This is a genomic window from Streptomyces sp. NBC_00258 (assembly GCF_036182465.1).
Classification (GTDB): domain Bacteria; phylum Actinomycetota; class Actinomycetes; order Streptomycetales; family Streptomycetaceae; genus Streptomyces.
In genome coordinates, this window is record NZ_CP108081.1 from 6,692,690 (window position 1) to 6,715,384 (window position 22,695).

General features: G+C 70.2%; 18 protein-coding genes. 8 read left to right on the forward strand and 10 right to left on the reverse strand.

Translation table 11 applies throughout. The features are described 5' to 3' along the window. Nucleotides 1-16: 16 nt before the first annotated feature. Both OG718_RS29880 and OG718_RS29885 read right to left on the reverse strand, forming a co-directional pair. Nucleotides 17-1,561 (reverse strand): MFS transporter, encoded by a 1,545-nt coding sequence (locus OG718_RS29880; protein WP_328845657.1) that lies wholly within the window; start codon nt 1,559-1,561, stop codon nt 17-19. 423 nt (nt 1,562-1,984) lie between these two features. After that, on the reverse strand, nt 1,985-2,482 hold the full coding sequence (locus OG718_RS29885; RefSeq protein ID WP_328845658.1) for a hypothetical protein: 498 nt from the start codon (nt 2,480-2,482) through the stop codon (nt 1,985-1,987). 418 nt (nt 2,483-2,900) lie between these two features. Between OG718_RS29885 and OG718_RS29890 the strand changes: the two genes are divergently transcribed. Beyond that, nucleotides 2,901-3,965, forward strand: a complete 1,065-nt coding sequence (locus OG718_RS29890; RefSeq protein WP_373466387.1) for a sugar ABC transporter substrate-binding protein — start codon at nt 2,901-2,903, stop codon at nt 3,963-3,965. Between the two features lie 122 nt (nt 3,966-4,087). Here OG718_RS29890 and OG718_RS29895 read toward each other — a convergent pair whose 3' ends face one another. The 3 genes from OG718_RS29895 to OG718_RS29905 all read right to left on the reverse strand — a co-directional run bounded on the left by OG718_RS29895 (nt 4,088) and on the right by OG718_RS29905 (nt 7,547). Further along, entirely contained in the window at nt 4,088-4,930 is an 843-nt protein-coding gene (locus OG718_RS29895; protein ID WP_328847855.1) for a transglutaminase family protein, read from the reverse strand. Between the two features lie 38 nt (nt 4,931-4,968). After that, entirely contained in the window at nt 4,969-5,901 is a 933-nt protein-coding gene (locus OG718_RS29900) for an alpha-E domain-containing protein (RefSeq protein ID WP_143640143.1), read from the reverse strand. A 101-nt stretch (nt 5,902-6,002) separates the two neighbouring features. Continuing rightward, nucleotides 6,003-7,547, reverse strand: coding sequence for a circularly permuted type 2 ATP-grasp protein (locus OG718_RS29905; protein ID WP_306939145.1), 1,545 nt, complete (start codon nt 7,545-7,547; stop codon nt 6,003-6,005). Between the two features lie 282 nt (nt 7,548-7,829). Between OG718_RS29905 and OG718_RS29910 the strand changes: the two genes are divergently transcribed. Continuing rightward, complete coding sequence (locus OG718_RS29910) at nt 7,830-8,873, forward strand: helix-turn-helix transcriptional regulator (RefSeq protein ID WP_143640146.1); 1,044 nt, start codon at nt 7,830-7,832, stop codon at nt 8,871-8,873. On the opposite strand, the gene OG718_RS29915 is transcribed toward OG718_RS29910, so the two are convergent. Beyond that, complete coding sequence (locus tag OG718_RS29915; protein WP_328845659.1) at nt 8,827-9,822, reverse strand: helix-turn-helix transcriptional regulator; 996 nt, start codon at nt 9,820-9,822, stop codon at nt 8,827-8,829. The genes OG718_RS29910 and OG718_RS29915 overlap by 47 nt on opposite strands. A gap of 1 nt (nt 9,823) precedes the next feature. Beyond that, nucleotides 9,824-10,834, reverse strand: a complete 1,011-nt coding sequence (locus OG718_RS29920) for a helix-turn-helix transcriptional regulator (RefSeq protein WP_143640150.1) — start codon at nt 10,832-10,834, stop codon at nt 9,824-9,826. Nucleotides 10,835-11,176: 342 nt separating this feature from the next. Between OG718_RS29920 and OG718_RS29925 the strand changes: the two genes are divergently transcribed. Continuing rightward, complete coding sequence (locus OG718_RS29925; protein ID WP_143640154.1) at nt 11,177-11,512, forward strand: hypothetical protein; 336 nt, start codon at nt 11,177-11,179, stop codon at nt 11,510-11,512. 202 nt (nt 11,513-11,714) lie between these two features. On the opposite strand, the gene OG718_RS29930 is transcribed toward OG718_RS29925, so the two are convergent. Then, a complete protein-coding gene (locus OG718_RS29930; RefSeq protein ID WP_143640156.1) occupies nt 11,715-12,128 on the reverse strand; it encodes a pyridoxamine 5'-phosphate oxidase family protein in 414 nt (137 codons plus the stop codon). Nucleotides 12,129-12,260: 132 nt separating this feature from the next. On the opposite strand from OG718_RS29930, the gene clpB reads away from it, so the two are divergent. Next, nucleotides 12,261-14,864, forward strand: coding sequence for an ATP-dependent chaperone ClpB (gene clpB, locus OG718_RS29935; protein ID WP_328847856.1), 2,604 nt, complete (start codon nt 12,261-12,263; stop codon nt 14,862-14,864). A 298-nt stretch (nt 14,865-15,162) separates the two neighbouring features. Here clpB and OG718_RS29940 read toward each other — a convergent pair whose 3' ends face one another. Then, nucleotides 15,163-15,681 (reverse strand): DUF2617 family protein, encoded by a 519-nt coding sequence (locus tag OG718_RS29940; RefSeq protein ID WP_143640158.1) that lies wholly within the window; start codon nt 15,679-15,681, stop codon nt 15,163-15,165. A 924-nt stretch (nt 15,682-16,605) separates the two neighbouring features. Between OG718_RS29940 and OG718_RS29945 the strand changes: the two genes are divergently transcribed. Further along, complete coding sequence (locus tag OG718_RS29945) at nt 16,606-17,823, forward strand: pyridoxal phosphate-dependent aminotransferase (RefSeq protein WP_143640161.1); 1,218 nt, start codon at nt 16,606-16,608, stop codon at nt 17,821-17,823. 120 nt (nt 17,824-17,943) lie between these two features. Next, nucleotides 17,944-19,143 (forward strand): hypothetical protein, encoded by a 1,200-nt coding sequence (locus OG718_RS29950; RefSeq protein ID WP_398938263.1) that lies wholly within the window; start codon nt 17,944-17,946, stop codon nt 19,141-19,143. Between the two features lie 45 nt (nt 19,144-19,188). Here the strand turns inward: OG718_RS29950 and OG718_RS29955 are convergent, their stop codons facing one another. Beyond that, nucleotides 19,189-19,716 carry a YbjN domain-containing protein gene (locus OG718_RS29955; RefSeq protein ID WP_143640163.1) on the reverse strand — a complete coding sequence of 176 codons (528 nt, stop codon included), beginning with the start codon at nt 19,714-19,716 and terminating at the stop codon, nt 19,189-19,191. A 319-nt stretch (nt 19,717-20,035) separates the two neighbouring features. Between OG718_RS29955 and OG718_RS29960 the strand changes: the two genes are divergently transcribed. Both OG718_RS29960 and OG718_RS29965 read left to right on the forward strand, forming a co-directional pair. Next, entirely contained in the window at nt 20,036-21,676 is a 1,641-nt protein-coding gene (locus OG718_RS29960; RefSeq protein ID WP_328845660.1) for a polyamine aminopropyltransferase, read from the forward strand. Between the two features lie 88 nt (nt 21,677-21,764). After that, entirely contained in the window at nt 21,765-22,604 is an 840-nt protein-coding gene (locus tag OG718_RS29965; protein ID WP_328845661.1) for an SRPBCC family protein, read from the forward strand. Nucleotides 22,605-22,695 lie beyond the last annotated feature (91 nt).

The window sequence follows — 22,695 nt, forward strand, 5'->3', positions numbered from 1 at the left end:
GCGAAGAACGCCCGGGTCAGCCCATGTGGGACGCGGCCGTGCCCTCGGCGTGTTGTTGGCGGCCCGCGTTGACGGCGAACGCCGTGACGACGAGACCGGCCAGGAACATCACCGCGGCGGCGACGAACGCCATCGTGTAGCCGTGGGTCAGCGCCTCCCCGGCCCGGGACACAAGCCCGAAGTCCTTGATGGCAAGCCCCCGATACAGCGACGCGGCAGCATCGGGCAGCTTCCCGTCGGCAGCCGACGTGGAGACCGTGGACAGAACGGCGAGCCCCAACGCCCCACCGATCTGCTGCGCGGTGTTCAGCAGCGCGGACGCGATCCCCGTGTCCAGGTGGTCGACCCCGCTCACCGCCCCGAGCGTCATCGGCACGAAACCCATGCCAAGACCGAGCGCGGTGACGAACATCGCCGGCATGAGATGGGCCGCGTACGACGAGTCCGCCTCCAGCGTCGCGAACCACCCCATGCCCACCGCGGCGACCAACAGCCCCGGCCCGGCGATCAGCCGCGGGGCGAAGTGCGTGACCAGCTTGGAGCTGACTCCCGCCGCGGCGGCCATGCCGAAGCTGAACGGCAGATACGCGAAGCCGGTCTTGACGGGGCTGTAGCCCAGGATGAGCTGCATGTAGAGGGTCAGGAAGTAGAACGTGGCGAACATGCCCGCCCCGATGAACAGCATGGTGGCGTAGGAGCCGGTGCGGTTGCGGTCGCGGAACAGCCGCAGCGGCATCATCGGATGCGAGCTGCGGGACTGCAGGAAGAGGAAGACCGTCAGCAGGACGACGGCAGCGGTGAAGGACGCCAGGGTCAAGCCGCTGGTCCAGCCGTGCTCGCCGCCGCGGGTGATGCCGTGGACGAGGGCGATCAGACCGCCGGTGCCGGTGATGGCGCCGGGCACGTCAAGCCGGCCCGGGTGGCGTTCGGCCTCGACGAGGGTGCGGGTGCCGGCCAGGACGGCCAGGCCGATGGGGATGTTGACGAAGAACACCCAGCGCCAGTCCAGCAGGTCGGTGAGCGTGCCGCCGAGGAGGAGACCGACGGTGGCGCCGACGCCGCCCATGGCCGCGTACACGCCCATCGCGGTGTTGCGGGGCCTGCCCACCGGGAACGTGGTGGTGATCAGGGCCAGTGCGCTGGGCGCGGCGAGCGCGGCGCCGACGCCCTGCAGGACGCGGGCGCCGATCAGCAGGCCCTCGTTCGGGGCCAGGCCGCCCAGCAGAGAGGCCAGGGTGAAGACGATGATGCCCACCTGGAACATGCGCCGCCGGCCGAAGAGGTCGCCGGCCTTGCCGCCGAGCAGGAGCAGCCCGCCGAAGGCCAGCGCGTACGAGTTGACGATCCAGGCGAGGTTCGCGTCGGAGACGCCGAGGTCGGTCTGGATGGCGGGCAGGGCGATGTTCGTGATGGTGGCGTCGAGTACGACCATCAGCTGGGCCGCCGCGATGACGACCAGGGCGAGGCCGAGGTGGCGGCCTGGGGGTGGGGTGCCGGTGCCGGTGCCGGTGCCGGTTTCCGGGCGTGCGGGAGTGGTGACAGCTGTGCTGTCCGCAGACATGGAGGAACTCCAGAGGGATGGGCTGAGAACCGAAGCGGAAAAGGGCGCGCTGGGTCGACGGTGGACGAGAACACCCGCGATGCAATCCGAGCGGGGCTGCCGTCTGTGGCACGCCTGCCTGACTCGGGACGAAGCCCAAACGTAGCAGTCGGTTTTCGCCGGGAGGGGCGAGAATCCGCATTCTCAAAATGTGGTTCTCATCCCCCTTGACGGGGCGATCTGCATTGTGAGCACTGGGGAATTCAATTCCGCCGTGAGTGCTCACACTCCGAGCCGTTCTGTCAAATGCGGGCAGGGCCCGATGTGGTGTCGTCCCTGGCCGGAAGGGGTGGGCGCTTCTCCGGCGGGAACACCGCCCACCCTCTCCCGTGAATCACGAACCTCTTTGAACCCTTTGCCGTGAACCCCTTTGTCAGGGGGCTGTCAGGGGGCTGTCAGGAAGGCCGGATCGGCAGAGGCCGGGCGGCACGCCGTCGGCTCGTCGAAGATCTCGGCGAGGTCGCAGGCCAGGTCGTCGTCCCAGTCGGCGGCGTCGGCGCCGGTCCAGTCCTCCACGGCGGTGACCCCCTGCTCCTTCGTTTCCGACGGCGCCACCTGAGCCGTCTGCTCCTTCTGCGCCGGCTGTTCCACGGGCAGCTTCGGCGGGGCCTGGAGCCAGCTGTCGAGGTCGCGTTCCGTGTAGGTCTCGACGCAGGCGACGATCGCCTCGCGGAGCGTGCCGGTACCGGTGAGCCCGGCGAGCGAGGGCCAGTCGACGGCGCACGGGTCGGGGGCGGGCTCGGGTACGGGCAGGGGCGCGCCCGGCGCCACGGCACCTGCGTCGGCCGTCGTGGCCGTCGTGGCCATCGCGGGCGTACCGGCCGTCACGGCCAGGCAGCCCGCCGCCAGGAGAGGTATGAGGCATCGAGAGAGCGTGCGCATGGGGACTCCAGAGTGAGTGTGGACACGGGCGGGACGAGCTGCCTGGTTCCGGCGACTGCTCCCGGCACCTCCTCCCAGCAACTTCCGAGAGCCGCGCCACCGCAATCCGTACGCGGCCGAACAGGTGCCCGCACTGACCCGGACGTGGTGTTCTGGGCGCTTCCGCCCAGGTCCGCCCCACCCTCGACCCCCTCGTACGACCGGTCTGTGGACCCCTGCCCGACGGATTTCCCCTACATCACCCCGGTCTCTCCACAGGTTTCTGTTGCGATCTCGTTAGCAGTTACTCCTTGACGCACCGGGAACCCCCACGTTGGCTTTTGTCACCTGGGCCCGCACGGTTGCGCCCTCGTCCGGAAGGCACCCGAAAGTGAACAGCGCCATACGTCGTACCGCCGTAGCCGTCTCGGCTTCCACGATGACCCTCATGCTCGCCGCATGCGGAGTACTGGACGGGAGCAGTGACGGCGGCGAGGCGAGCCCGACCAGGGGCGACGACATCACGGTGGGGCTGCTGCTGCCGGAGAAGTCGAACTCCCGCTACGAGAAGTTCGACTACCCCATCATCAAGGAGAAGGTCTCCACGCTGACCGGAGGCAAGGGCAAGGTCGTCTACGAGAACGCCGAGCAGGACGCGGCCGAGCAGAACAAGCAGCTCGCGCGGATGGTGGAGGCCAAGGTCGACGTGCTCCTCGTGGACGCGGTGGACTCCAAGGCCATCGCCTCCGGGGTGAAGCAGGCCAAGGAGGCGGGGATTCCCGTCATCGCGTACGACAGGCTGGCCGAGGGGCCGATCGACGCGTACGTCTCGTTCGACAACGAGGCGGTCGGGCAGGTGCAGGGCCGGGCCCTCGCCGACGAGCTCACCGGCGGCAAGACGCAGAAGATCGTCATGATGAACGGCGCGGTGACGGACCCGAACGCCGCCCAGTTCAAGGACGGCGCCCTCGGTGAGCTCAGCGGCAAGGTGACCATCGCCAAGTCGTACGACACCAAGGACTGGAAGCCGGCCAACGCCCGGGCCAACATGATGGCGGCGATCTCCGCCATCGGCGCCGACAACATCGCGGGCGTGTACTCCGCCAACGACGGCATGGCCGGCGGCATCATCTCCGCGCTGAAGGCCGCCGGGGTCACCGACCTGCCGCCGATCACCGGCCAGGACGCGGAGCTGGACGCGGTGCAGCGCGTCGTCATCGGCGACCAGTTCATGAGCGTCTACAAGCCGTACCCGCAGGAGGCCGAGACCGCCGCCGAGATGGCCGTGGCCGTCGTCCGCGGCTTCGGTATCGAGTTCGACTCGCTGACCCCCGACAAGGTCACCAGCCCCACGGACAAGAACATCCCGGCCAACCTGCTCCAGGTCTCCGCCCTGACCAAGAGCACCATCGAGTCGACGGTCATCCAGGACGGCATCTACACGGCCGACCAGATCTGCACGGCCAAGTACAAGACGGCCTGCGACTCCCTCGGCATCAAGTAGCACCTTGTGCGGTGCGTGGTCGACGCGCGTAACCGGGACGGTTCGGGGGGTTTCCCACATCTGTGGAAAACCCCCTGAACCTCTGGGCCCACGGGCGCCGGGAACTCATGCTCCCCAGGAACTCACGCCACCCGGGTGAACTCCACCGTCACCTCCGGCGGTCCCCCGGCCACCCCTCGGTAGATCCCCTTGTGCGGGGTCACGTCGTCGTAGTCGCGGCCCCGGCCCACGACGACGTGGGACTCGTTGGCGCGGGTGCGGTTGGTGGGGTCGTGGCCGGTCCAGTCGCCTGCCCAGTACTCGATCCAGGCGTGGCTCTGGCCGGCGACGGGGCGGTGCAGTTCCGCGTCCCGCTCGGGGTGCAGGTAACCGGACACGTAGCGGGTCGGCAGGCCCAGTGCACGCAGGAGCCCGGCCGTCAGGTGGGCTATGTCCTGGCAGACGCCCGCCCCCTGCTCCCAGGCCTCGGCGGGGCTGGTGTTCACGCCGGTGGAGCCCGGGATGTACGAGACCCGGTCGGCGACCAGGTCCGAGACCGCGACCGCCGTCTCGTGCGGGTCCAGGCCCGCGGCCGCCGTGCGGGCCCGCTCCACCAGCTCCTCGGGGACGGTCGTACGGGAGGTCTGGACCGCGTGTTCCAGCAGGCGGGAGTTCGCCACCTGGTCGGCCACCTCGGCCCAGGTCGGGGCCGGTGGCAGGTCGGCCGGCGGTGACGTCTCCACCAGGCTCACCGCAGTGATCGTCAGATCCTCGTGCGGCTCCATCAGGTCGAAGCCGGTGACCTGGGTGCCCCAGTAGTCCCAGTACGACCAGGTCGGTGTGGACGGGTTGACCAGGACGCGGGCGTCCAGGGTCGTCTGGCCCGGCAGCGTCAGCGGGGTCATACGGACCTCGTTGTGGGAGCGGACCGCGGCCTGTGCGTACGAGACGCGGGTGATGTGCCGGATGCGGAGCCGACGTGTCATCGGCGCGTTCGTGTTCATGTTCACGCTCGTGTTCATGTTCACGCTCCTTCCTGGGCCCACTCGACGGGCCCCTGGTACGGGAAGAACCTCTCCGCGACCGCCTCGGCGGAGGCCATGCACGACGTCTGCAACTCCCGCAGCAGGGAGGGGAGTACGTCCTCCAGGGCCGTCGAGTCCAGGTATTCCAGGCGGGTGCGCATCCTGCCGATCGGGCGGCGCGCCGGGTCCTGGCGCGGGCGGCCGAGCGCTGCCAGGCACTCCTCCGCCGTGGTCAGCGCGTGCAGCACCGAACGCGGGAACTCCCGGTCCATGATGAGGAACTCGGCCACCCGGGCCGTGTCCCCGAAACCGCCGTACACCCGCGCGTACGCCTCGTCCGCCCCGCTCGCGCTGAGCAGCGTCGGCCAGTCGGGGGCGTGCGCGGCGTCCAGCACCCGTACGGACAGCAGCCGTACGGTCATGTCCACCCGCTCCAGGCTCCTGCCGAGCACCACGAAACGCCAGCTGTCGTCCCGGCTCATCGTCGAGTCGGCGAGCCCGCAGAAGAGCGCGGCCCGCCGTCGGACCAGCTCCAGATAGGCGTACGGACCGGTGCGGCGGGCCGCCAGACGCTGGTCGGCGAGGGCGTGCCAGGTGGAGTTGAGGCACTCCCACATCTCGGAGGACACCGCCTCGCGGGCGCTGCGCGCGTTCAGCCGGGCGGCGCCCAGCGCACCCTCGATGGAGCAGGTCGAGCGGGCGTCGAAGGCCAGCTGGTCCAGGACCTGTTGCATGTCGACGGGGTCGGTGCCCGCGTCGACGCCGAGGATCGCGTACAGCGAGCGGCAGGCCATGTCCTCGTCCCGCCAGGGGTCTTCGAGGAGCCGGTGCAGATACGCGTCGAGGATGCGGCCGGTGGCGTCGGCCCGTTCGACATAGCGGCCCGTCCAGGTCAGTGCCTCGGCGATGCGGGAGAGGATCACGTCGTTCACGGCCGTACCTCCTGCTCCTTGAGCGGCTTGAGCCGCATGTGCTGCTGCATGTGCTGCCTGAGCTGTTCGAGCTGTTTGTGCGGGCACTCCAGGTGTGGCCGTCATTGCTGCTGCGCCCCTTCCTGCGGGACGAGGCGTTCGCCGTCGGGGCCGAGCTGACGCGGGACGACCTCGGGCAGGGGACCCGAGGGCTCCGCCACCGGACCCTCCGCCGGTCCCTCCGCGAGCACCCAGGTGTCCTTGGAGCCGCCGCCCTGGCTGGAGTTGACGATGAGGTTGCCCTCCTGGAGCGCGACCCGGGTGAGCCCGCCGGGCAGCACCCACACATCGCTGCCGTCGTTCACGGCGAAGGGCCGGAGATCGATGTGGCGCGGGGCCATTCGCTCGCCCGCGAGGGTCGGAGAGGTGGACAGGGCCACCGGCCGCTGGGCGATCCACCCCCGAGGGTCGGCGGCGACCTCTTTGCGTACGCGATCGAGCGTCTGCCGGTCCGCGTGTGGTCCGATCACTATGCCCTGCCCGCCGGCCCCGTCGACCGGTTTCACGACGAGCTGGTCGAGCTGGTCGAGGACCGCCTCCAACTGTCCTGGCTCGTCGGGGCGGAACGATTCGACATTGGGGAGGACCGGTTCCTCCGACAGGTAGTACCGGATGAGATCGGGAACGTACGTGTAGAGCAGCTTGTCGTCCGCGATGCCGTTGCCCACCGCGTTCGCGAGTGTGATGTTCCCGGCCTGGGCGGCGTTCATGATGCCGGGGCAGCCGATCACCGAGTCGGGCCGGAAGTGCAGCGGATCGAGGAAGTCGTCGTCGAGCCGCCGGTATACGACGTGGACGGGCATCTCGCCGCGAGTGGTCCGCATCCACACCCGGTTCCCGCGGCAGACCAGATCGTGCCCCTCCACCAGCTGCACGCCCATCAGCCGTGCCAGCAGGGCGTGTTCGAAGTAGGCGGCGTTGCTGGGGCCCGGGGTGAGCACGACGACGCGCGGGTCGCCGACCCCGTCGGGCGCCGCCGCGCGCAGTGCCGCGAGCAGCCGCTGCCCGTACCCGTCGACCGGCAGCACATGCTGCTCGGCGAAGAGCGAGGGGAAGATCCGGGTCATCGCCCGCCGGTTCTCGATGACGTACGAGACCCCGGAGGGCACCCGGACGTTGTCCTCCAGGACCCGGAAGTCGCCCGCCTCGTCCCGTACGAGATCGATGCCGGCGACGTGGATGCGTACCCCGCCCGGGGGTTCCACGCCGTGCGCGGCCCGGTGGAAGTGGGGGGAGTTGAGGAGCAGCCGCCAGGGCACGACGCCGTCCTCGAAGGCCCGGCACGGTCCGTACGCGTCCGCGAGGTAGGCCTCCAGGGCCCTGACCCGTTGGGAGACCCCGCGTTGGATGAGGTCCCATTCCAGCGCGTCCAGCACCCGTGGCACGAGGTCCAGCGGCCAGGGCCGCTCCTCGCCCGCGAAGGCGTACGTCACGCCGCGGTCCGTGAACGACCGGGCCATCTGATCGGCCCTGAACCGAAGTTCGGCCGGTTCCATCGGTTGGAGTGCCGCCAGCACCGGCTCATAGGCGGTTCTGACCTCACCCGGCCGCTCAAACATCTCGTCCCACGCGTCGGCCAACGCGTATGCGTCAAATATGTCCGCCATGGCCTGACGTTAGATGCGGCACGTAACACGACGATCACTCGGTGATTTCCGGCAGCTCACGCGGTTCGCGCGTTTGCTCACCGTCCTCATGCGTCGCACATGCGCCCCGGTGTCCGATTCGCGACCGCCATCAGCTTGTTGCAACGAGCCATGCTGTGGTGGGGATAAATCGGTATTCACCGTGTCGATAGGGGGCGAGGACGCGTCGAAGCCGTGTTGCGGAGGCGGGTGCAGCCGCGCATAGTTGCGCTCCGGAAGAGGCTTGAACCGGGGGTTGAGGAGATGGCCGGGCACGGGAAGGAAGCGCATCCGCACGGTGCTGACCGCCTGTGCGAGGCGGGGGACCGGGTGTACTCCCGGGCGGTACGACGCGGCCGGGTGTCCCGCGAGGACGCCGGGACCGTGCCCTGCCTGGTCGAGCTGGCGCTGCTGCATCCCGACCCCGACGACATGGGCTGGCTGGTGCCGACCTCGCCGCAGGAGGTCATGACACGGCTGCTGCGGGAGATGCACGAGCACGTCGTCGCGACGCAGTCGCGCATGGGCTCGGCGGTGTCCGCCTTCGAGTGGTACGCGGCCCTCGGCGGCAACGCCCACTCGCGCGCCGAGGGCGTGGCGATCCGGGTGCTCGACGGACTGCCCCGGATCCGGGCCGCGATGGACGAGGCGACCGAGGCGTGCGCGTCCGAGGTGCTGGCCGTCCAGCCGGGCGGCATCCGCCGCGAGGACGAACTCTCCGAGGGCCTGCACCGGGCGATGGCGCTGCGCCGCCGGGGCGTGCGCATGCGCGACCTGTACACGCATGTGGCCCGGCACGGGCAGGGCCTGCTGAACTACATGGACCTGATGGGCGACGCGGCCGAGGCCCGCACCCTGGACGAGGTCACCGAGCGGCTCATCGTCTTCGACCGCACGGTCGCCTTCATCCCCGCGAGCTCCGACCGCACGATCGCTCTCGAACTGCGTCACCCGGCGCTGGTGGACTACCTGGTCACCGTCTTCGAGCGGCTCTGGCGCCTGGCGATCCCCCTCACGGCGCCCCTCCCGGACACGGGCATAGAGGGCATCACGCACCGGGAGCGCTCCATCGCGGCGCTGCTGGCGGAGGGCCACCAGGACGCGGTGGTCGCGGAGCGGCTGGGCATCAGCGTCCGCACCTGCCGCGCCCACATCGCTCGCCTCTCGGAGACCCTGGGCGCCGCCAGCCGCACCCAACTCGGCGTACGCATAGCCCAGGCCGGCCTCGACGGCCCACCCCGCGACCCGGAACTACAGCCCCTCACGTCTCCTGGTCCCGGGCTTCCAGAATCCCCGACCGACCGATGAGATAACCGAGCTGTGCGCGGCTCTCGCTGCCGAGGGTGGCGGCGAGTTTGGCGATGTGAACGCGGGCGGTACGGATGTTCAGCCCGAGCCGGTCCGCGATGGCCGCGTCGGTGTGGCCTTCGACGAGGAGGGCGGCGATGGCGTGCTGGCGGGGGGTGACGCCGTTGAGGGTTGGGCGGTGTACGGCTTCGGGGTGCATGGGGGTGGCCAGGCGCCACAGACGCTCAAAAGTGGTGACGAAGAAGGTGAGCAGGGCCGGAGTGCGGACTTCCAGTGCGGCCGTACGGTCCTTGCTTGCCGCGACGAACGCCACAGCACGGTCGATGACGAGTAGTCGCTCCGTCACTTCGTCGAGGGTGCGCGCTTCCACGTCGCCCCGGAGCAGCTCGTAGCGGGCGATCACCGGAGGCGTATGGCGGACGGGATGCTGGTAGAGGGTGCGGATGCGGGCGCCCCGATCCAGCAGTGCCTGATCGCGCTCCAAGGCGGTGCCCAGGGTTTTGGAGGCCAGGCCGTTGTGCGGCTGGATCGCGAGCAGCTCCTCGCTCGCTTGGGCCAGGGCCTCCGTGATGGCCAGATCGATCTGTCCCTTGCCACGGAGAACCCTGATCGTGGGAGTGTCTGTCACCGCCGTATGGCTGCCCTCGATCCGCATCAGCGGCTCGAACACTTCGGCCAGCCGGGCCTCCCGCCGCCTTTCCTCCGCGATCCGCTCGTCGAACGTCCGAAGGAGCCGGGGCAGCGCGACGGCCGGCGCCGTGGGCACCAGGCGCCGCTCGTCGTCGGTGTCGGGGTGCAACAGTCCCAGATCGAGCAAGCAGGGAGCAGCCTCGCCGTCGTCCCTGGGCACACTGCCCTCGCGCAGGGCACGGGCGTACAGGCTCATGCCTGCTTCGCACAGCTCCTCGTCTCCGTGCGCGTGGAGGTTACGGCTCTCTCCGGAGGACATGTCAGTGATCCTGCTCCAGAAGCCCCGACTGCGCTATGAGAAAGCCGAGTTGGGCCCGGCTGCCGCTGCCGAGGGCGGAGGCCAGCTTCGCTATGTGGGCGCGGCAGGTGCGGACGTTCATACCCAGGCGGCGCGCTATGGCCTCGTCGACATGTCCCTCGATGAGGAGTTTGGCGATGGAGCGCTGGACGGGGGTGATGCCGTTGGGGTCGACGTCGTTCGGGACATCCTCGGTCAGTGGGACCGCGCGCTGCCAGAGCTGTTCGAAGACCTTGCTGAGGTACATGACGAGACCGGGGTGCCGGAGTTCGAGAGCGACCCGCCGGTCGTCGCTGGCGGGGATGAAGGCGACGGTCCGGTCGAAGATGATCAGGCGCTCTATGAGCTCCTCCAGCGTGCGGACCTGGATCCTGCCGCCGGATATTCGCTCCACGTAGGCGAGTGTTCCCTGGCTGTGCCTCGCCGTGTGCTGGTACAGCGTGCGGATACTGACCCCGCGGTCCGTGAGGGGCCGGTCCCGCTCCAGGGCCTGCATGAGAGCGTCCGCTGGGCGGCCGCCGCCGGGCTGGATCGTCAGCATCTCCTTGACGCACTCGGCGGTAGCCGAATTGAGTGCCGCGTTGATCCGGTCGAATCCCTCCAGAACGGTGATCGCGTGGATGCTCGTCTGACCCTGCGTGCTGATCGCGATGAACGGATCGAAGGAATCGGTCAGTTCGATCGCCTGGCGCCGCCGCTCCTGGATCTCGCGTTCCAGAGGGTGAAGACGTTGTGCGAGCGCGACGGACGGGGGAACGGGACGCAGCCATTTTTCGTCGTCCGGATCGGGGTGGAGCAGTGCGAACTCCAGGAGGCAGGGAGCCGCCTCCACCTCGACCCGGGTGATGCGCCCGGAGTGCAATGCGCTGGCGTAAAGGCGCGCTCCTTCGTCACACAACGTCGTGACAGCATGGGGATGTGTCGGTTGTGAGTTATTTGTAGGCAAATCTCCACCCCCCAGGGTCCTGAACATGCAGGAACATGATGCATCGCTCCTGTGGCATTGACGTGCCTGAATGAGCCATCGTCTTGTGACGACGGGGGAGAAGATTCCATCAAGTGAGGACGAAGCCGACTATGCGAGCGAGATTGCTTGGTTCAGTGCTTGCCGCAGTCTTCTCTGTCGCTGTGGCCTTCGGCACGTCGGGGGCTCGGGCCTTGACGTCGTGCACGCCGAGCAGTCGGTCCCACCGGACAGCGGTTGGACCGATGCGGAGGCGGCGCCGGCGGACAGTGGCTGGACCAAGGTACTGGCCGGGGCGGCGGAGGTTCCGCCGGACAGCGGTTGGACGAGCAGCCCCGCGGACGCAGAAGCATGACCACCCCTCCCGACGACCGCTCCTTCCGCCGAGAAATGGCCACCGCGTACCGCTCCGGCTGGCACTTCATCGACCTGGCCACTGCTGTCCCCCACAGCGGTGACTCGTTGATGGTGACGGTGTTCGGGGAGCCGGTCGTGGTGACCCGGGACGATGACGACGACCTGCGGGCGTATCGGTGTCTGCGACGGCCTCGGGGGGCGCCGCAGCCGGTACGGTGCGCCATTCGGTACGGAATGATCTTTGTGAACCTCGACCAGCGCGACCACCGACTGGACGAGCCGGAAGCCCCGGACGTACGAGCCATCTCAGCCACCCCCCGCAGTGCCTGACGCGATTCCCCCGTCGTTGTAAATCGCTCAGGCGCTTCCCCCCGCAGCGGCGTCACCGTGACCTGAACACGGTGACGCCGCTGCAGTTTCCAGGCATATTTCAGGTCATCCACCGGTTTCCACAAGGGCTGAAACCAGCCTGGTACCCGACTGGTGTCCCGCTGAGCGCCCGCCTCGCACCGGTTTCACGTCAGTCGTCCTGTCAGCCGTGCCCCAACGCCGACGTCAGGGCGATCTCGACGACCACCCGGGACGGGTTGGGGGACGGGGTCCGGCCGTAGCGCTCGGCGTACCGCCGTTCCGCCTCCGCGACCCGCGCGGGATCGGTGGAAACCGTCGCACGCCCCTCCAGCGTCGCCCACCGTCGCCCTTCCACCTGGCAGACCGCGACCGGGATGCCGTCGGGCCCGCCGGCCAGCACGTTCCGCACCTTCGTGCTGGACTTGTTCGCGATCACCCGAGCGAGACCGGCCTCCGGATCGTATGTAACCCCGACGGGCACCACATGCGGCGTGCCGTCGGGGCGGAGGGTGGTCAGGGTGCACAGGTGACGTTCCCGCCAGAAACCGAGGTACGAGTCGTCGGGATCGCGCGGGTTCACGGGGTACGAGGCCATGGACCGGAACTTAGCCGCTGCCCCTCGCCCGCACCTCCTTGAGCGGAATAGACTCAACTTTGTGTACGTTGGTTGGGTCAGGCCGACCTGGAGCACGCGTATGTGCAGGAGCACGAGGAGGAGAACGGACACGTGGACGCCGAGCTGACCAACAGGAGCCGGGACGCGATCAACGCGGCCAGCAACCGGGCCGTGACCGGGGGTCACGCCGATCTCACCCCCGCGCACCTCCTCCTCGCGCTGCTTGAGGGGCAGGAGAACGAGAACATCACCGACCTGCTGGCCGCCGTCGAGGCCGACCAGGCCGGCGTACGGACCGGCGCGGAGCGCGTACTGAGCGCGTTGCCCAGCGTGACGGGCTCCACCGTCGCCCCGCCGCAGCCCAACCGTGAACTGCTCGCCGTCATCGCCGACGCCTCCGAGCGCGCCAGGGAACTGGGCGACGAGTACCTCTCCACCGAGCACCTGCTCATCGGGATCGCCGCGAAGGGCGGCCAGAGCGGGGACGTACTCTCCCAGCAGGGAGCCAGTGCGAAAAAGCTCCTGGAGGCCTTTCAGAAGAGCAGGGGAGGGCGCCGGGTGACCACCCCGGATCCCGAGGGCCAGTACAAGGCACTCGAAAAGTTCGGTACGGACTTCACCGCGGCCGCGCGTGAGGGGAAGCTCGACCCCGTCATCGGCCGTGACCAGGAGATTCGCCGGGTCGTCCAGGTGCTGTCCCGGCGCACCAAGAACAACCCCGTCCTCATCGGCGAGCCCGGCGTCGGCAAGACCGCCGTCGTCGAGGGGCTCGCGCAGCGGATCGTCAAGGGCGATGTGCCCGAGTCCCTCAAGAACAAGCGGCTCGTCTCGCTCGACCTGGGCGCGATGGTGGCCGGCGCCAAGTACCGCGGTGAGTTCGAGGAGCGCCTGAAGACGGTCCTGGCCGAGATCAAGGACTCGGACGGGCAGATCATCACGTTCATCGACGAGCTGCACACCGTCGTGGGCGCGGGCGCCGGCGGCGACTCCTCCATGGACGCCGGCAACATGCTGAAGCCGATGCTCGCCCGCGGTGAGCTGCGCATGGTCGGTGCGACGACCCTGGACGAGTACCGCGAGCGGATCGAGAAGGACCCCGCCCTGGAGCGCCGGTTCCAGCAGGTGCTGGTCGCCGAGCCGACCGTCGAGGACACCATCGCGATCCTGCGCGGACTCAAGGGGCGGTACGAGGCCCACCACAAGGTCGTCATCGCGGACAGCGCGCTCGTCGCCGCCGCGACCCTCTCCGACCGGTACATCACCTCCCGCTTCCTGCCCGACAAGGCCATCGACCTCGTCGACGAGTCCGCGTCCCGGCTGCGGATGGAGATCGACTCGTCCCCCGTCGAGATCGACGAACTCCAGCGGGCCGTCGACCGGCTCCGCATGGAGGAACTCGCGCTCGACAAGGAGACCGACCCCGCCTCCAAGCAGCGCCTGGAGAAGCTGCGCCGCGACCTCGCCGACAAGGAGGAGGAGCTGCGCGGCCTCACCGCCCGCTGGGAGAAGGAGAAGCAGTCCCTCAACCGCGTCGGTGAGCTGAAGGAGAAGCTCGACGAACTGCGCGGCCAGGCCGAACGGGCCCAGCGCGACGGCGACTTCGACACCGCCTCCAAGCTGCTGTACGGCGAGATCCCCACCCTGGAAAGGGACTTGGAGGAAGCCTCCGAGGCCGAGGAGGAGGCCGCCAAGGGCACGATGGTGAAGGAGGAGGTCGGCCCGGACGACATCGCGGACGTGGTCGGCGCCTGGACCGGCATCCCCGCCGGACGTCTTCTCGAGGGCGAGACCCAGAAACTCCTGCGCATGGAGGAGGAGTTGGGCCGCAGGCTGATCGGCCAGACGGAGGCGGTTCAGGCGGTCTCGGACGCCGTACGCCGCACGCGCGCCGGCATCGCGGACCCTGACCGCCCGACCGGCTCGTTCCTCTTCCTCGGCCCCACCGGCGTCGGCAAGACCGAACTCGCCAAGGCCCTCGCGGACTTCCTCTTCGACGACGAGCGGGCCATGATCCGCATCGACATGTCGGAGTACGGGGAGAAGCACAGCGTGGCCCGGCTGGTCGGCGCGCCGCCCGGTTACATCGGCTACGAGGAGGGCGGCCAGCTGACCGAGGCGGTCCGCCGCCGCCCGTACAGCGTCGTGCTCCTCGACGAGGTGGAGAAGGCGCACCCGGAGGTCTTCGACATCCTGCTCCAGGTGCTGGACGACGGCCGCCTGACGGACGGCCAGGGGCGGACGGTCGACTTCCGCAACACCATCCTGGTCCTCACCTCGAACCTCGGCAGCCAGTATCTGGTCGAGCCGCTGACCTCCGAGGAGGAGAAGAAGCAGCAGGTCCTGGAGGTCGTACGCGCTTCCTTCAAACCGGAGTTCCTCAACCGGCTCGACGACCTGGTGGTCTTCTCCGCGCTGAACAAGACGGAGCTGGAGCGGATCGCCAGGCTCCAGGTCGACCGGCTCGCGAAGCGGCTCGCCGAGCGGCGGCTGACCCTGGAGGTCACCGACGCCGCGCTGGCCTGGCTCGCCGACGAGGGCAACGACCCGGCGTACGGGGCGCGGCCGTTGCGGCGGCTCGTCCAGACCGCCATCGGTGACCGGCTCGCCAAGGAGATCCTCTCCGGCGAGATCAACGACGGCGACACGGTCCGCGTCGACGCGTTCGGCGACGGCCTGATCGTCGGCCCCGCGACGGCCTCCGGCAAGGAGCTGTAGGGGAGTTGCGGCCCGGCTTCAACTGCGGGCCCGGTGGGGGCTTGTCGCGCAGTTCCCCGCGCCCCTGAGGTGATTGGGGCCGAGCGTGGTGAGGCCGCGCGCCTGAAGGCGAAAGGCAGGGGCGCAGCCCCGCCTTTCAGGGGCGCGGGGAACTGCGCGCTCAGCCCAAACGAACCCGCACTCGGCACACCACGCAGAACCCCACCCAGGGGCGCGGGGCTGTGACATAGGCGGCTTCGCCGCGTGGGCGCGACTGGCCCCCACCGGGCCGCACATCACCACCGGCCCCAGGACCCCCTCACGCCGGCGCAGCCACCCGCACGCCAACCCGCGTGCGGGTGGCCACAAGCTGCCCGTCCTGCGGATACGCATGCCAGGTGCGCCAGTGCACCTGCCCCTCGTGCCGCTGGGCGAGCATCGCCGTGAAGGCATGCGGGCTGCCGGGGAAGACCCCCGCCAGACCATTCGGATGGTCGGCCACCAGCGCGAGCAACTCCTGCGCGCGCCCCGCGAACGAGCCCCGCGACAAGGTCTCGACCCGCGCCGCGAACTCGTACTCCCAGTCGCCCACGCGCTTGGCGACGCCGAGCGGCAACGGCGTGCTGCTGCCCGGAATGCAGGCGACCGTCTCCGAACAGCTGCCCTTCTCCTCCTCCAATAGCACCTGGTGGGACGCCCCGAGCAGTCTCAACTGAAGCTTCGAACCCGAGAGTTCGAGATCGAGTGTGGCGAGCGCGGGCAGCGGTTCGCGACCGAGGGCCCAGGCGAGATCGGCCGCACGCGTGTCGGTGTAGGCGGTGTTGAGGGTCGTGAGCATGGGTCGGCTCCGCTGCACGCAAAAGGGTGGGGTTGGTGTCTGTGAAGGGTGACGGTGAGTCGGTCCGTCGCACCCCGGTCGGCGCCGGGCGGGGATTGGGCCCGGGCGGCCAGGTCAGAAGGATGTTCCGGGGTCTGCGTCGGCGATTACGAGGGAATCATGAACGGCGCGTCCGCCACAGCGTTTTTACCCAACTTCGTAGGGTTTCCATCCCCCCGAGGGCTCCACAGCTCAACTGTTCAAGCAAGAAGTGCGCCATTGGCTCACACGTGCGCCTTCACGCCCCCCGTCCTCTCAACGCCCCTCAACGTTCCTCAACGCTCTTCGGCACCCGCCCGGCTCTCCTTGCGCGGCGAAGCGCCCGCCGGGAGACGAATCCCGGCACACGGCGAAGCGCCCGCCGGGAGGAGACTCCCGACGGACGCTCGTGGTGCCGGACGGCCCGGACGCGGTTCCCCGTCCGGAGCTCAGCTGCCCCGTGTCAGCTGCCTCCGCCGCATCCGCCCCCACCGCCCCCGCCCCCGCAGGACGACGACCCGCCTCCGCAGGACGAGCCCCCACTGCAGGAAGAACTCCCCGTCGAACAGCCGCCGCCCCCGCCCGAGCCTGAGCCCGAGCTGCCGGCCCACCAGCTGTGCCTGGACCGGCGCGAACGCCGCCTGCTGCCGCTCGTCGCGGCGGACACGAGTCCTATGACGACCAGTACGACGAACACCGCCAGGATGATGCCTACGATCATGGCGCCACCCTCCTTCCGTTCCCCCGAAGCGGCCCCCCGTGGGCTCTGCTTCTTGCCTGTGCTTCTGTGTTTTTGTGCCTGTTCCTCTTGCTGCTTCCCTGCGTGTGCTTCTTGTGTGAAAGGGGGATGCCCCCGCGCCTCACGGACCAAAGCAGAGTTGAGCAACTCCAGAGGTTGAGCGCAGGATGACGGTCATGACCTCCAGCGCACGCCGCCCGCTCCTCAATCGCCGCCTCGCAGAGTTCGGCACGACGATCTTCGCCGAGATGTCGGCCCTGGCCCTCAGTACCGGCTCGATCAACCTCGGCCAGGGCTTCCCCGACACGGACGGCCCCGAGGAGATCCGCGAGGCCGCGGTGCGGGCGCTGCGCGACGGCCGCGGCAACCAGTACCCGCCGGGCCCGGGCGTGCCCGAGCTGCGCACCGCGATCACCGCGCACCAGGAGCGCCGCTACGGCCTCACGTTCGACCCGGACACCGAGGTCCTGGTCACGGCGGGCGCCACGGAGGCCATCGCCGCGGCCCTGCTGGCCCTCCTCGAACCGGGCGACGAGGTGATCGCCCTGGAGCCGTACTACGACTCGTACGCCGCGTGCATCGCGATGGCGGGCGGTACGCGCGTACCGGTCACCCTGCGCCCGCACGAGGACACCCACGACGGGGTCGTGCACCGGCGCTTCCGCCTGGACCTGGACGAGCTGCGCGACGCGGTCACGGACAACACCCGGCTGCTGCTGATCAACACCCCGCACAACCCGACCGGCACGGTCCTCACCCGCGAGGAGCTCACCGCGATCGCCGAGCTGGCCGTCGAGCGGGACCTGCTGGTCGTCACCGACGAGGTGTACGAGCACCTGGTCTTCGACGAGGCCGAGCACATCCCGCTCGCGACGCTGCCCGGCATGCGCGGACGCACGGTCACCATCGGGAGCGCGGGCAAGAGTTTCTCGTTCACCGGCTGGAAGGTCGGCTGGGTGACGGCCTCGCCGGACCTGGTGGCGGCGGTCCGCTCGGCCAAGCAGTTCCTGACGTACGTGGCCTCGGGGCCCTTCCAGTACGCGGTCGCCGAGGCGCTGGCGCTGCCCGACACGTACTTCGAGGCGTTCCGCGCGGACATGCGGGCCAAGCGGGATCTGCTCGGCGCGGGGCTCGCGGAGGCGGGCTTCGAGGTGTTCAGGCCGGCCGGGACGTACTTCATCACCACCGACATCCGGCCGCTCGGCGAGAGCGACGGGTTCGCGTTCTGCCGTGCGCTGCCCGAGCGAGCGGGCGTGGTCGCCATCCCGAACGCCGTCTTCTACGACCACCGCGACGCCGGGGCGCCCTTCGTCCGCTTCGCCTTCTGCAAGCAGACGTCCGTCCTGGAGGAGGCGGTGAAGCGCCTCAAGACGCTCGCCGGCTGATGCGTCGGCGCCCCGGCACTGTCACGGTGACGCGCCGGAACGACGGAGAAGCGGGGGAATTCGCACTCTCCCAGCCGCGCGTTGCTCGCAAATGATACGAATTGCCAGCAATCTTCGGGTGTGACCCAAGCAAGTACCCTCGCACCCGCGTCCCCCGCCGTCACGGAGTCCGCCACCGAGGGCCGTGCCCGTCCGTACCCGCCCCTGGCGGCGTCGATGGGTACCGCCCTCGGGCTGTTCGCCGCCGCCCGGCTGCTGGGCGCCGCCGCGGTGGCCATGACCGCCTGGGCGACCGGCGGGCACCCGGTACTCCTGCTCGGCCGGTCCTGGGACTCCATCTGGTATCTGCGGATCGCAGGCGACGGCTACGGGCGCAGCCTGCACTTCCGCCCCACCGTCGTCCACAGCGACCTGGCGTTCTTCCCGCTCTACCCCGGGCTGCTGCGGGCCGTCACCGAGCTGACCCCGCTCAGCGGCCCCGGCGCCGGGCTGCTGATCTCGTGGACGGCCGCAGCGGTCGCCGCCTGCGGGATCTACGCGATCGGCGCCCGGCTGCACGACCGCGCGGTCGCCACCGCCCTGGTCCTCCTGTGGGGCCTGCTGCCGCACTCGGTCGTGCTGTCGATGGCGTACACGGAACCGGTCCTCACCGCCTTCGCCGCCTGGTCGCTGTACGCCGTCCTCACCGGCCGCTGGGTGTGGGCGGGCGCCCTCGCGGCCTGCGCGGGGCTGGCCCGGCCGAACGGCTTCGCCGTGGCGGCGGCCGTGCTCGCGGCGGCGGCGTACGAGATCTTCAGGCGGCGCGGAAAGGTTTCCCACAGGCTGTGGACGGGCGCGGCGCTCGCACCGCTCGGGTGGGCGGCGTTCTTCCTGTGGGTCGGGCGGCGCAAGGGCGATCTGCTCGGCGGGTACTTCGAGGTGCAGCGGCTGTGGGGCTCACGCTTCGACTTCGGCCTCGGCGCACTGCGCTTCGTCAAGCATCTGCTGCTGCACGGCGACCGGCTGGTCTTCCCCATGTCGATGGTGATCGTGGCGGCCGGCCTGCTGCTGTACGGGCTGCTGATCGCCGACCGCGCGCCCCTGCCGCTGCTGGTCTACGCGGGCGCGCTGCTGCTCGTCGCGGTCGGCGGCGCCGGCTTCTTCGAGTGCAAGCCGCGGTTCCTGCTGCCGGCGTTCCCGCTGCTGCTGCCGCTGGCGTGCGCGCTGGTACGGACGGCGAGAGCCCGGCCGTGGCACGCGACCCTGGTGGTCGGCGCCCTGGCCGGGCTCTCGTTCGCGTACGGGGCGTACCTCGTCGTGCTCGCCCACAAGCCGCTGTGAGCCGCCGCGAGGCCGTGGCCCGCGGGACTCGTGCCGGAGTGAGGCCTACTCGTCCTCTTCGGGCTTGTCGGCCTCGTCGATCTCCTGCTCCAGGCCGAGCTGCTCGACGAGCCACTTGTCGAACTCGATGGCGGCCCGCACCCAGCTGACCGTGGAGGACACGAAGTGCTCCAGGCTGACGCCGGTGCCGATCAGCATCTGAGCCTCGCCGATCAGGCGGACGGTGCCGTCGTCGTGCGTGTGGCTGTAGACCTTCGGCCAGAGCGTGCGCCGGTTCCAGTCGTCGATGGACTCGAGAAGCTGGGGCTTCTCGTCGATCTGGTGCGGCCGGTCGTAGAACGTCCGAACCGAGAAGACCTGCTGGTCACCTTCACCGCGGAACATGAAATACGTGCGGAACTGCTCCCACGGCGCCGCGAGGTCACCCTCGTCGTCGACGACATACTTCAGCTCCATTTGGTCCAGGAGCTGCTTCACAAGGTCCTGATCAGGGACGACGGGGCCCGCCGGTCCGCCGGGGTTCGGCTCGGGCTGGCCCCCGAAGTTCGGAATCGAGGACGGGTCGATAGACATTCGGTGGGTACTCCTGAGGATTGCACGTGGTTACCTGACTTCGACCCTAGCCGTGATCGGCGGTCAGTAGTCCTTTGGCCCCAGGAGAATCGGACAGAGCCGCGGAGCAGGCCCCGCAAGGGGCGCGGGGCTGTGACATTTGCGGCTCCGCCGCGTGGGCGCGACAAGCCCTCACTCATCCGCACCCGATAACGCGACCGCAAGGACAAGACCCCCGTTCACGGCCCGTACGCGCCCTGGCCAAAGTATGCGTTCAGGGCCGAGTTTCCACACGTGTGGGTGACAGGACGCAGTTGTTCGGTGACGTACCGTTCGCTGGGTGATCGAGCCGCACGCCCCCGCCCAGCCCGGCACGGCCACGGACCGACCGGGCACGGCCAAGACCCCGCCGCCCAGGAGCGGCCAGGGCCCGGCGCGCCTGCCGGTCAGCACGGCCACCGGGCGGTTCCTCGTCCTCGCCGGCGTCTTCATCTGCGCGGCCTGCGGACTCGTGTACGAACTCGAACTCGTCGCCCTCGCCTCGTACCTGATCGGCGACTCGGTCACCCAGGCCTCCGTCGTGCTGTCCGTGATGGTCTTCGCGATGGGCCTCGGCTCGCTCGTCGCGAAGCGCCTGCGCTGCCGCGCCGCGGCCGGCTTCGGCGCCATCGAGGCACTGCTCGCACTCGTCGGCGGCTGCAGCGCGATGGCCCTGTACGCCGTCTTCGCCTGGACCGGCGACTGGGGCGGCGCCTGGGAGGGCGGCTCCAGTTACGTCCTCGTCGGCTTCTCCCTCACCATCGGACTGCTCATCGGCGCCGAGGTCCCCCTGCTGATGGAGCTGATCCAGCGCATCCGCAGACAGGACGCGGGCGGCGCGGTCGCGGACCTGTTCGCCGCGGACTACGTGGGCGCGCTGGTCGGCGGACTCGCCTTCCCCTTCCTGCTGCTGCCCCTGCTCGGCCAGTTGACCGCGACGCTGGTCACCGGAACCGTCAACGCCATCGCGGGCGGCGCCCTCGTCCTCGGCCTGTTCCGGCAGGACCTGACCAGGCGTGCCCGCTGGCTGCTGGTCGTCGCCAACCTCGTCGTGCTCGCGCTGCTCGCCACGGCCGCCGTTCTCGTGGACGACTTCGAACGGGCCGCGCGGCACGCGGTGTACGGCAAGGACGTACGCGTGGCGATGCACACCGACGTCCAGGAGGTCGTCCTCACCGGCGGCACGGACGGCCGCCCCCTCGACCTCTACCTCGACGGACGCCTGCGGGTCAGCGGCAGCGACGAACGCCGCTACCACGAGGCCCTCGTCCACCCGGCGATGAACGGCCCGCACGCGCGCGTGCTCGTCCTCGGCGGCGGCGACGGGCTCGCCGTGCGCGAGGTGCTGCGGCACGGCGGCGTACGGCGGGTCGACGTCGTCGAACTCGACACACGGCTCGTGGAGCTGGCGCGCACCGACCGGGCGCTGTCCGAGCTGAACGGGCACGTCTACGGGGATCCGAGGGTGCGGGTGGTCGCCGCGGACGCGTTCGGCTACCTGCGGCGGGCCCCGCGGGGCGCGTACGACGTCATGGTCTCCGATCTGCCCGATCCCGGGATCACGTCCAGTACGAAGCTGTACTCGCAGGAGTTCTACGGGCTCGCCCGGGGCGTCCTCGCGGGCGGCGGGCGGCTCGTCGTGCACGCGGGGCCCGTGGTGTCGCGGCCACGGGCCTTCTGGACGGTCGACGCGACGGTACGGGCGGCCGGCCTGCGGACCGTCCCGTACTCCGTGGCCGGACGCGACTCGGCGGCGGCGAGCCGGTCCCGGGCGCCGCACGACTGGGGGTTCGTCCTCGCCTCCCGCGCCGGGCCGGGGCTGCGTACGCCGCCGGGCACACCGTACGTACCGTCCCTGCGGGCGGGCGCGCGGGCGGCCGAACGCACCCGGCTCACCGGCCTCCCGCCGTCCACGCTGGTGCATCCGAGGTACGCGGACTGACTCCGACCGAGTCCCTCTGCCGACGGATCCGGGGGAATCCCCTCATACAGAGGTGCGGTACGGGCCGTGCTGGGTAGGCTCGGCCGACATGGAGCATGAGGTGTTCGTTCCGGTTCCCGTCGAGTCGCTGCGCGAGGCTCTCGCCGATCCCGCGCGGGTGGCCCGGGCCGTCCCCGGGCTCCAGCAGGACGCGGGGACACCGCCCGTCTCCGGCCGACTGAAGGTACGCGTCGGCGGGCACGCCATCACGTACCGCGGGGCGCTCACCGTCTCCCCGCAGGACGACGGCACGTACGCCCTTGAGGCCGACGCCACCGAGGCCCGTGGCAGCGGCACGGTGAAGCTCGCCCTCACCTTGGCGCTGCGCTCGCGCGAGGACGGCTCGGCCGTCACCTTCACCGGCACGGCGTCGGCCGACGGCCGCGTCACGGAACTCCCGGCGGACGCGGTGGCCTCGGCGACGACCCGCCTGCTGAGCCGCTTCGCGGAGGGGCTGGCCGCGGCGGCCTCCGGCGGTGAGGCGGGGGCGACGGAAGTGGCTCCCGCGCCCGAGGCGTCCGCCCCCGCGCCCGAGGCGGCGGCCTCGGAGCCTCCGCCGGCCGAGGAGCCCTCGCCCGCCGAGCAGACCCCTGACGTCGAGGAGTCGCCCTCTCTCGAACCGTTCGCCGAGGAGGACTTCGAGGGCGGCTTCGAGGACGACGCGGTTCCGGCGTCCGACGCTCCCGCCGAGGCGGCGCACGCCCGGCGCACGATGATCGGCCGCAGCGCGGAGGAGGTGGACCATGCGCCTCCGCGGGGTCGTTACGCCCCGGTCCCCGCGCCCGAGGCGATGGGCACCGGCGCGGCACTCCGCTGGGCGGCCCCCGCGGCCGCCTTCCTCCTGGCCTCGGCAGTAGTACTGGGCAGAGCCCTCCGCAAACGCCGGTAGACGTCTCGGGCGCGGGCCCGGTGGGAACTGCGCGACCAGCCCCCACCCGCCTGCAGCCGAGCCACGACCCAAGTCCCCCAACCCCGCGGAA

Excerpts from the sequence above, each read along its gene's own strand:
- OG718_RS29880 (WP_328845657.1), bottom strand. The coding sequence starts at position 1,561 with ATGTCTGCGGACAGCACAGCTGTCACCACTCCCGCACGCCCGGAAACC.
- OG718_RS29885 (WP_328845658.1), bottom strand. The coding sequence starts at position 2,482 with ATGCGCACGCTCTCTCGATGCCTCATACCTCTCCTGGCGGCGGGCTGC.
- OG718_RS29890 (WP_373466387.1), top strand. The coding sequence starts at position 2,901 with ATGACCCTCATGCTCGCCGCATGCGGAGTACTGGACGGGAGCAGTGAC.
- OG718_RS29895 (WP_328847855.1), bottom strand. The coding sequence starts at position 4,930 with ATGACACGTCGGCTCCGCATCCGGCACATCACCCGCGTCTCGTACGCA.
- OG718_RS29905 (WP_306939145.1), bottom strand. The coding sequence starts at position 7,547 with ATGGCGGACATATTTGACGCATACGCGTTGGCCGACGCGTGGGACGAG.
- OG718_RS29910 (WP_143640146.1), top strand. The coding sequence starts at position 7,830 with ATGGCCGGGCACGGGAAGGAAGCGCATCCGCACGGTGCTGACCGCCTG.
- OG718_RS29915 (WP_328845659.1), bottom strand. The coding sequence starts at position 9,822 with ATGTCCTCCGGAGAGAGCCGTAACCTCCACGCGCACGGAGACGAGGAG.
- OG718_RS29920 (WP_143640150.1), bottom strand. The coding sequence starts at position 10,834 with ATGTTCAGGACCCTGGGGGGTGGAGATTTGCCTACAAATAACTCACAA.
- OG718_RS29925 (WP_143640154.1), top strand. The coding sequence starts at position 11,177 with ATGACCACCCCTCCCGACGACCGCTCCTTCCGCCGAGAAATGGCCACC.
- OG718_RS29930 (WP_143640156.1), bottom strand. The coding sequence starts at position 12,128 with ATGGCCTCGTACCCCGTGAACCCGCGCGATCCCGACGACTCGTACCTC.
- OG718_RS29940 (WP_143640158.1), bottom strand. The coding sequence starts at position 15,681 with ATGCTCACGACCCTCAACACCGCCTACACCGACACGCGTGCGGCCGAT.
- OG718_RS29945 (WP_143640161.1), top strand. The coding sequence starts at position 16,606 with ATGACGGTCATGACCTCCAGCGCACGCCGCCCGCTCCTCAATCGCCGC.
- OG718_RS29955 (WP_143640163.1), bottom strand. The coding sequence starts at position 19,716 with ATGTCTATCGACCCGTCCTCGATTCCGAACTTCGGGGGCCAGCCCGAG.
- OG718_RS29965 (WP_328845661.1), top strand. The coding sequence starts at position 21,765 with ATGGAGCATGAGGTGTTCGTTCCGGTTCCCGTCGAGTCGCTGCGCGAG.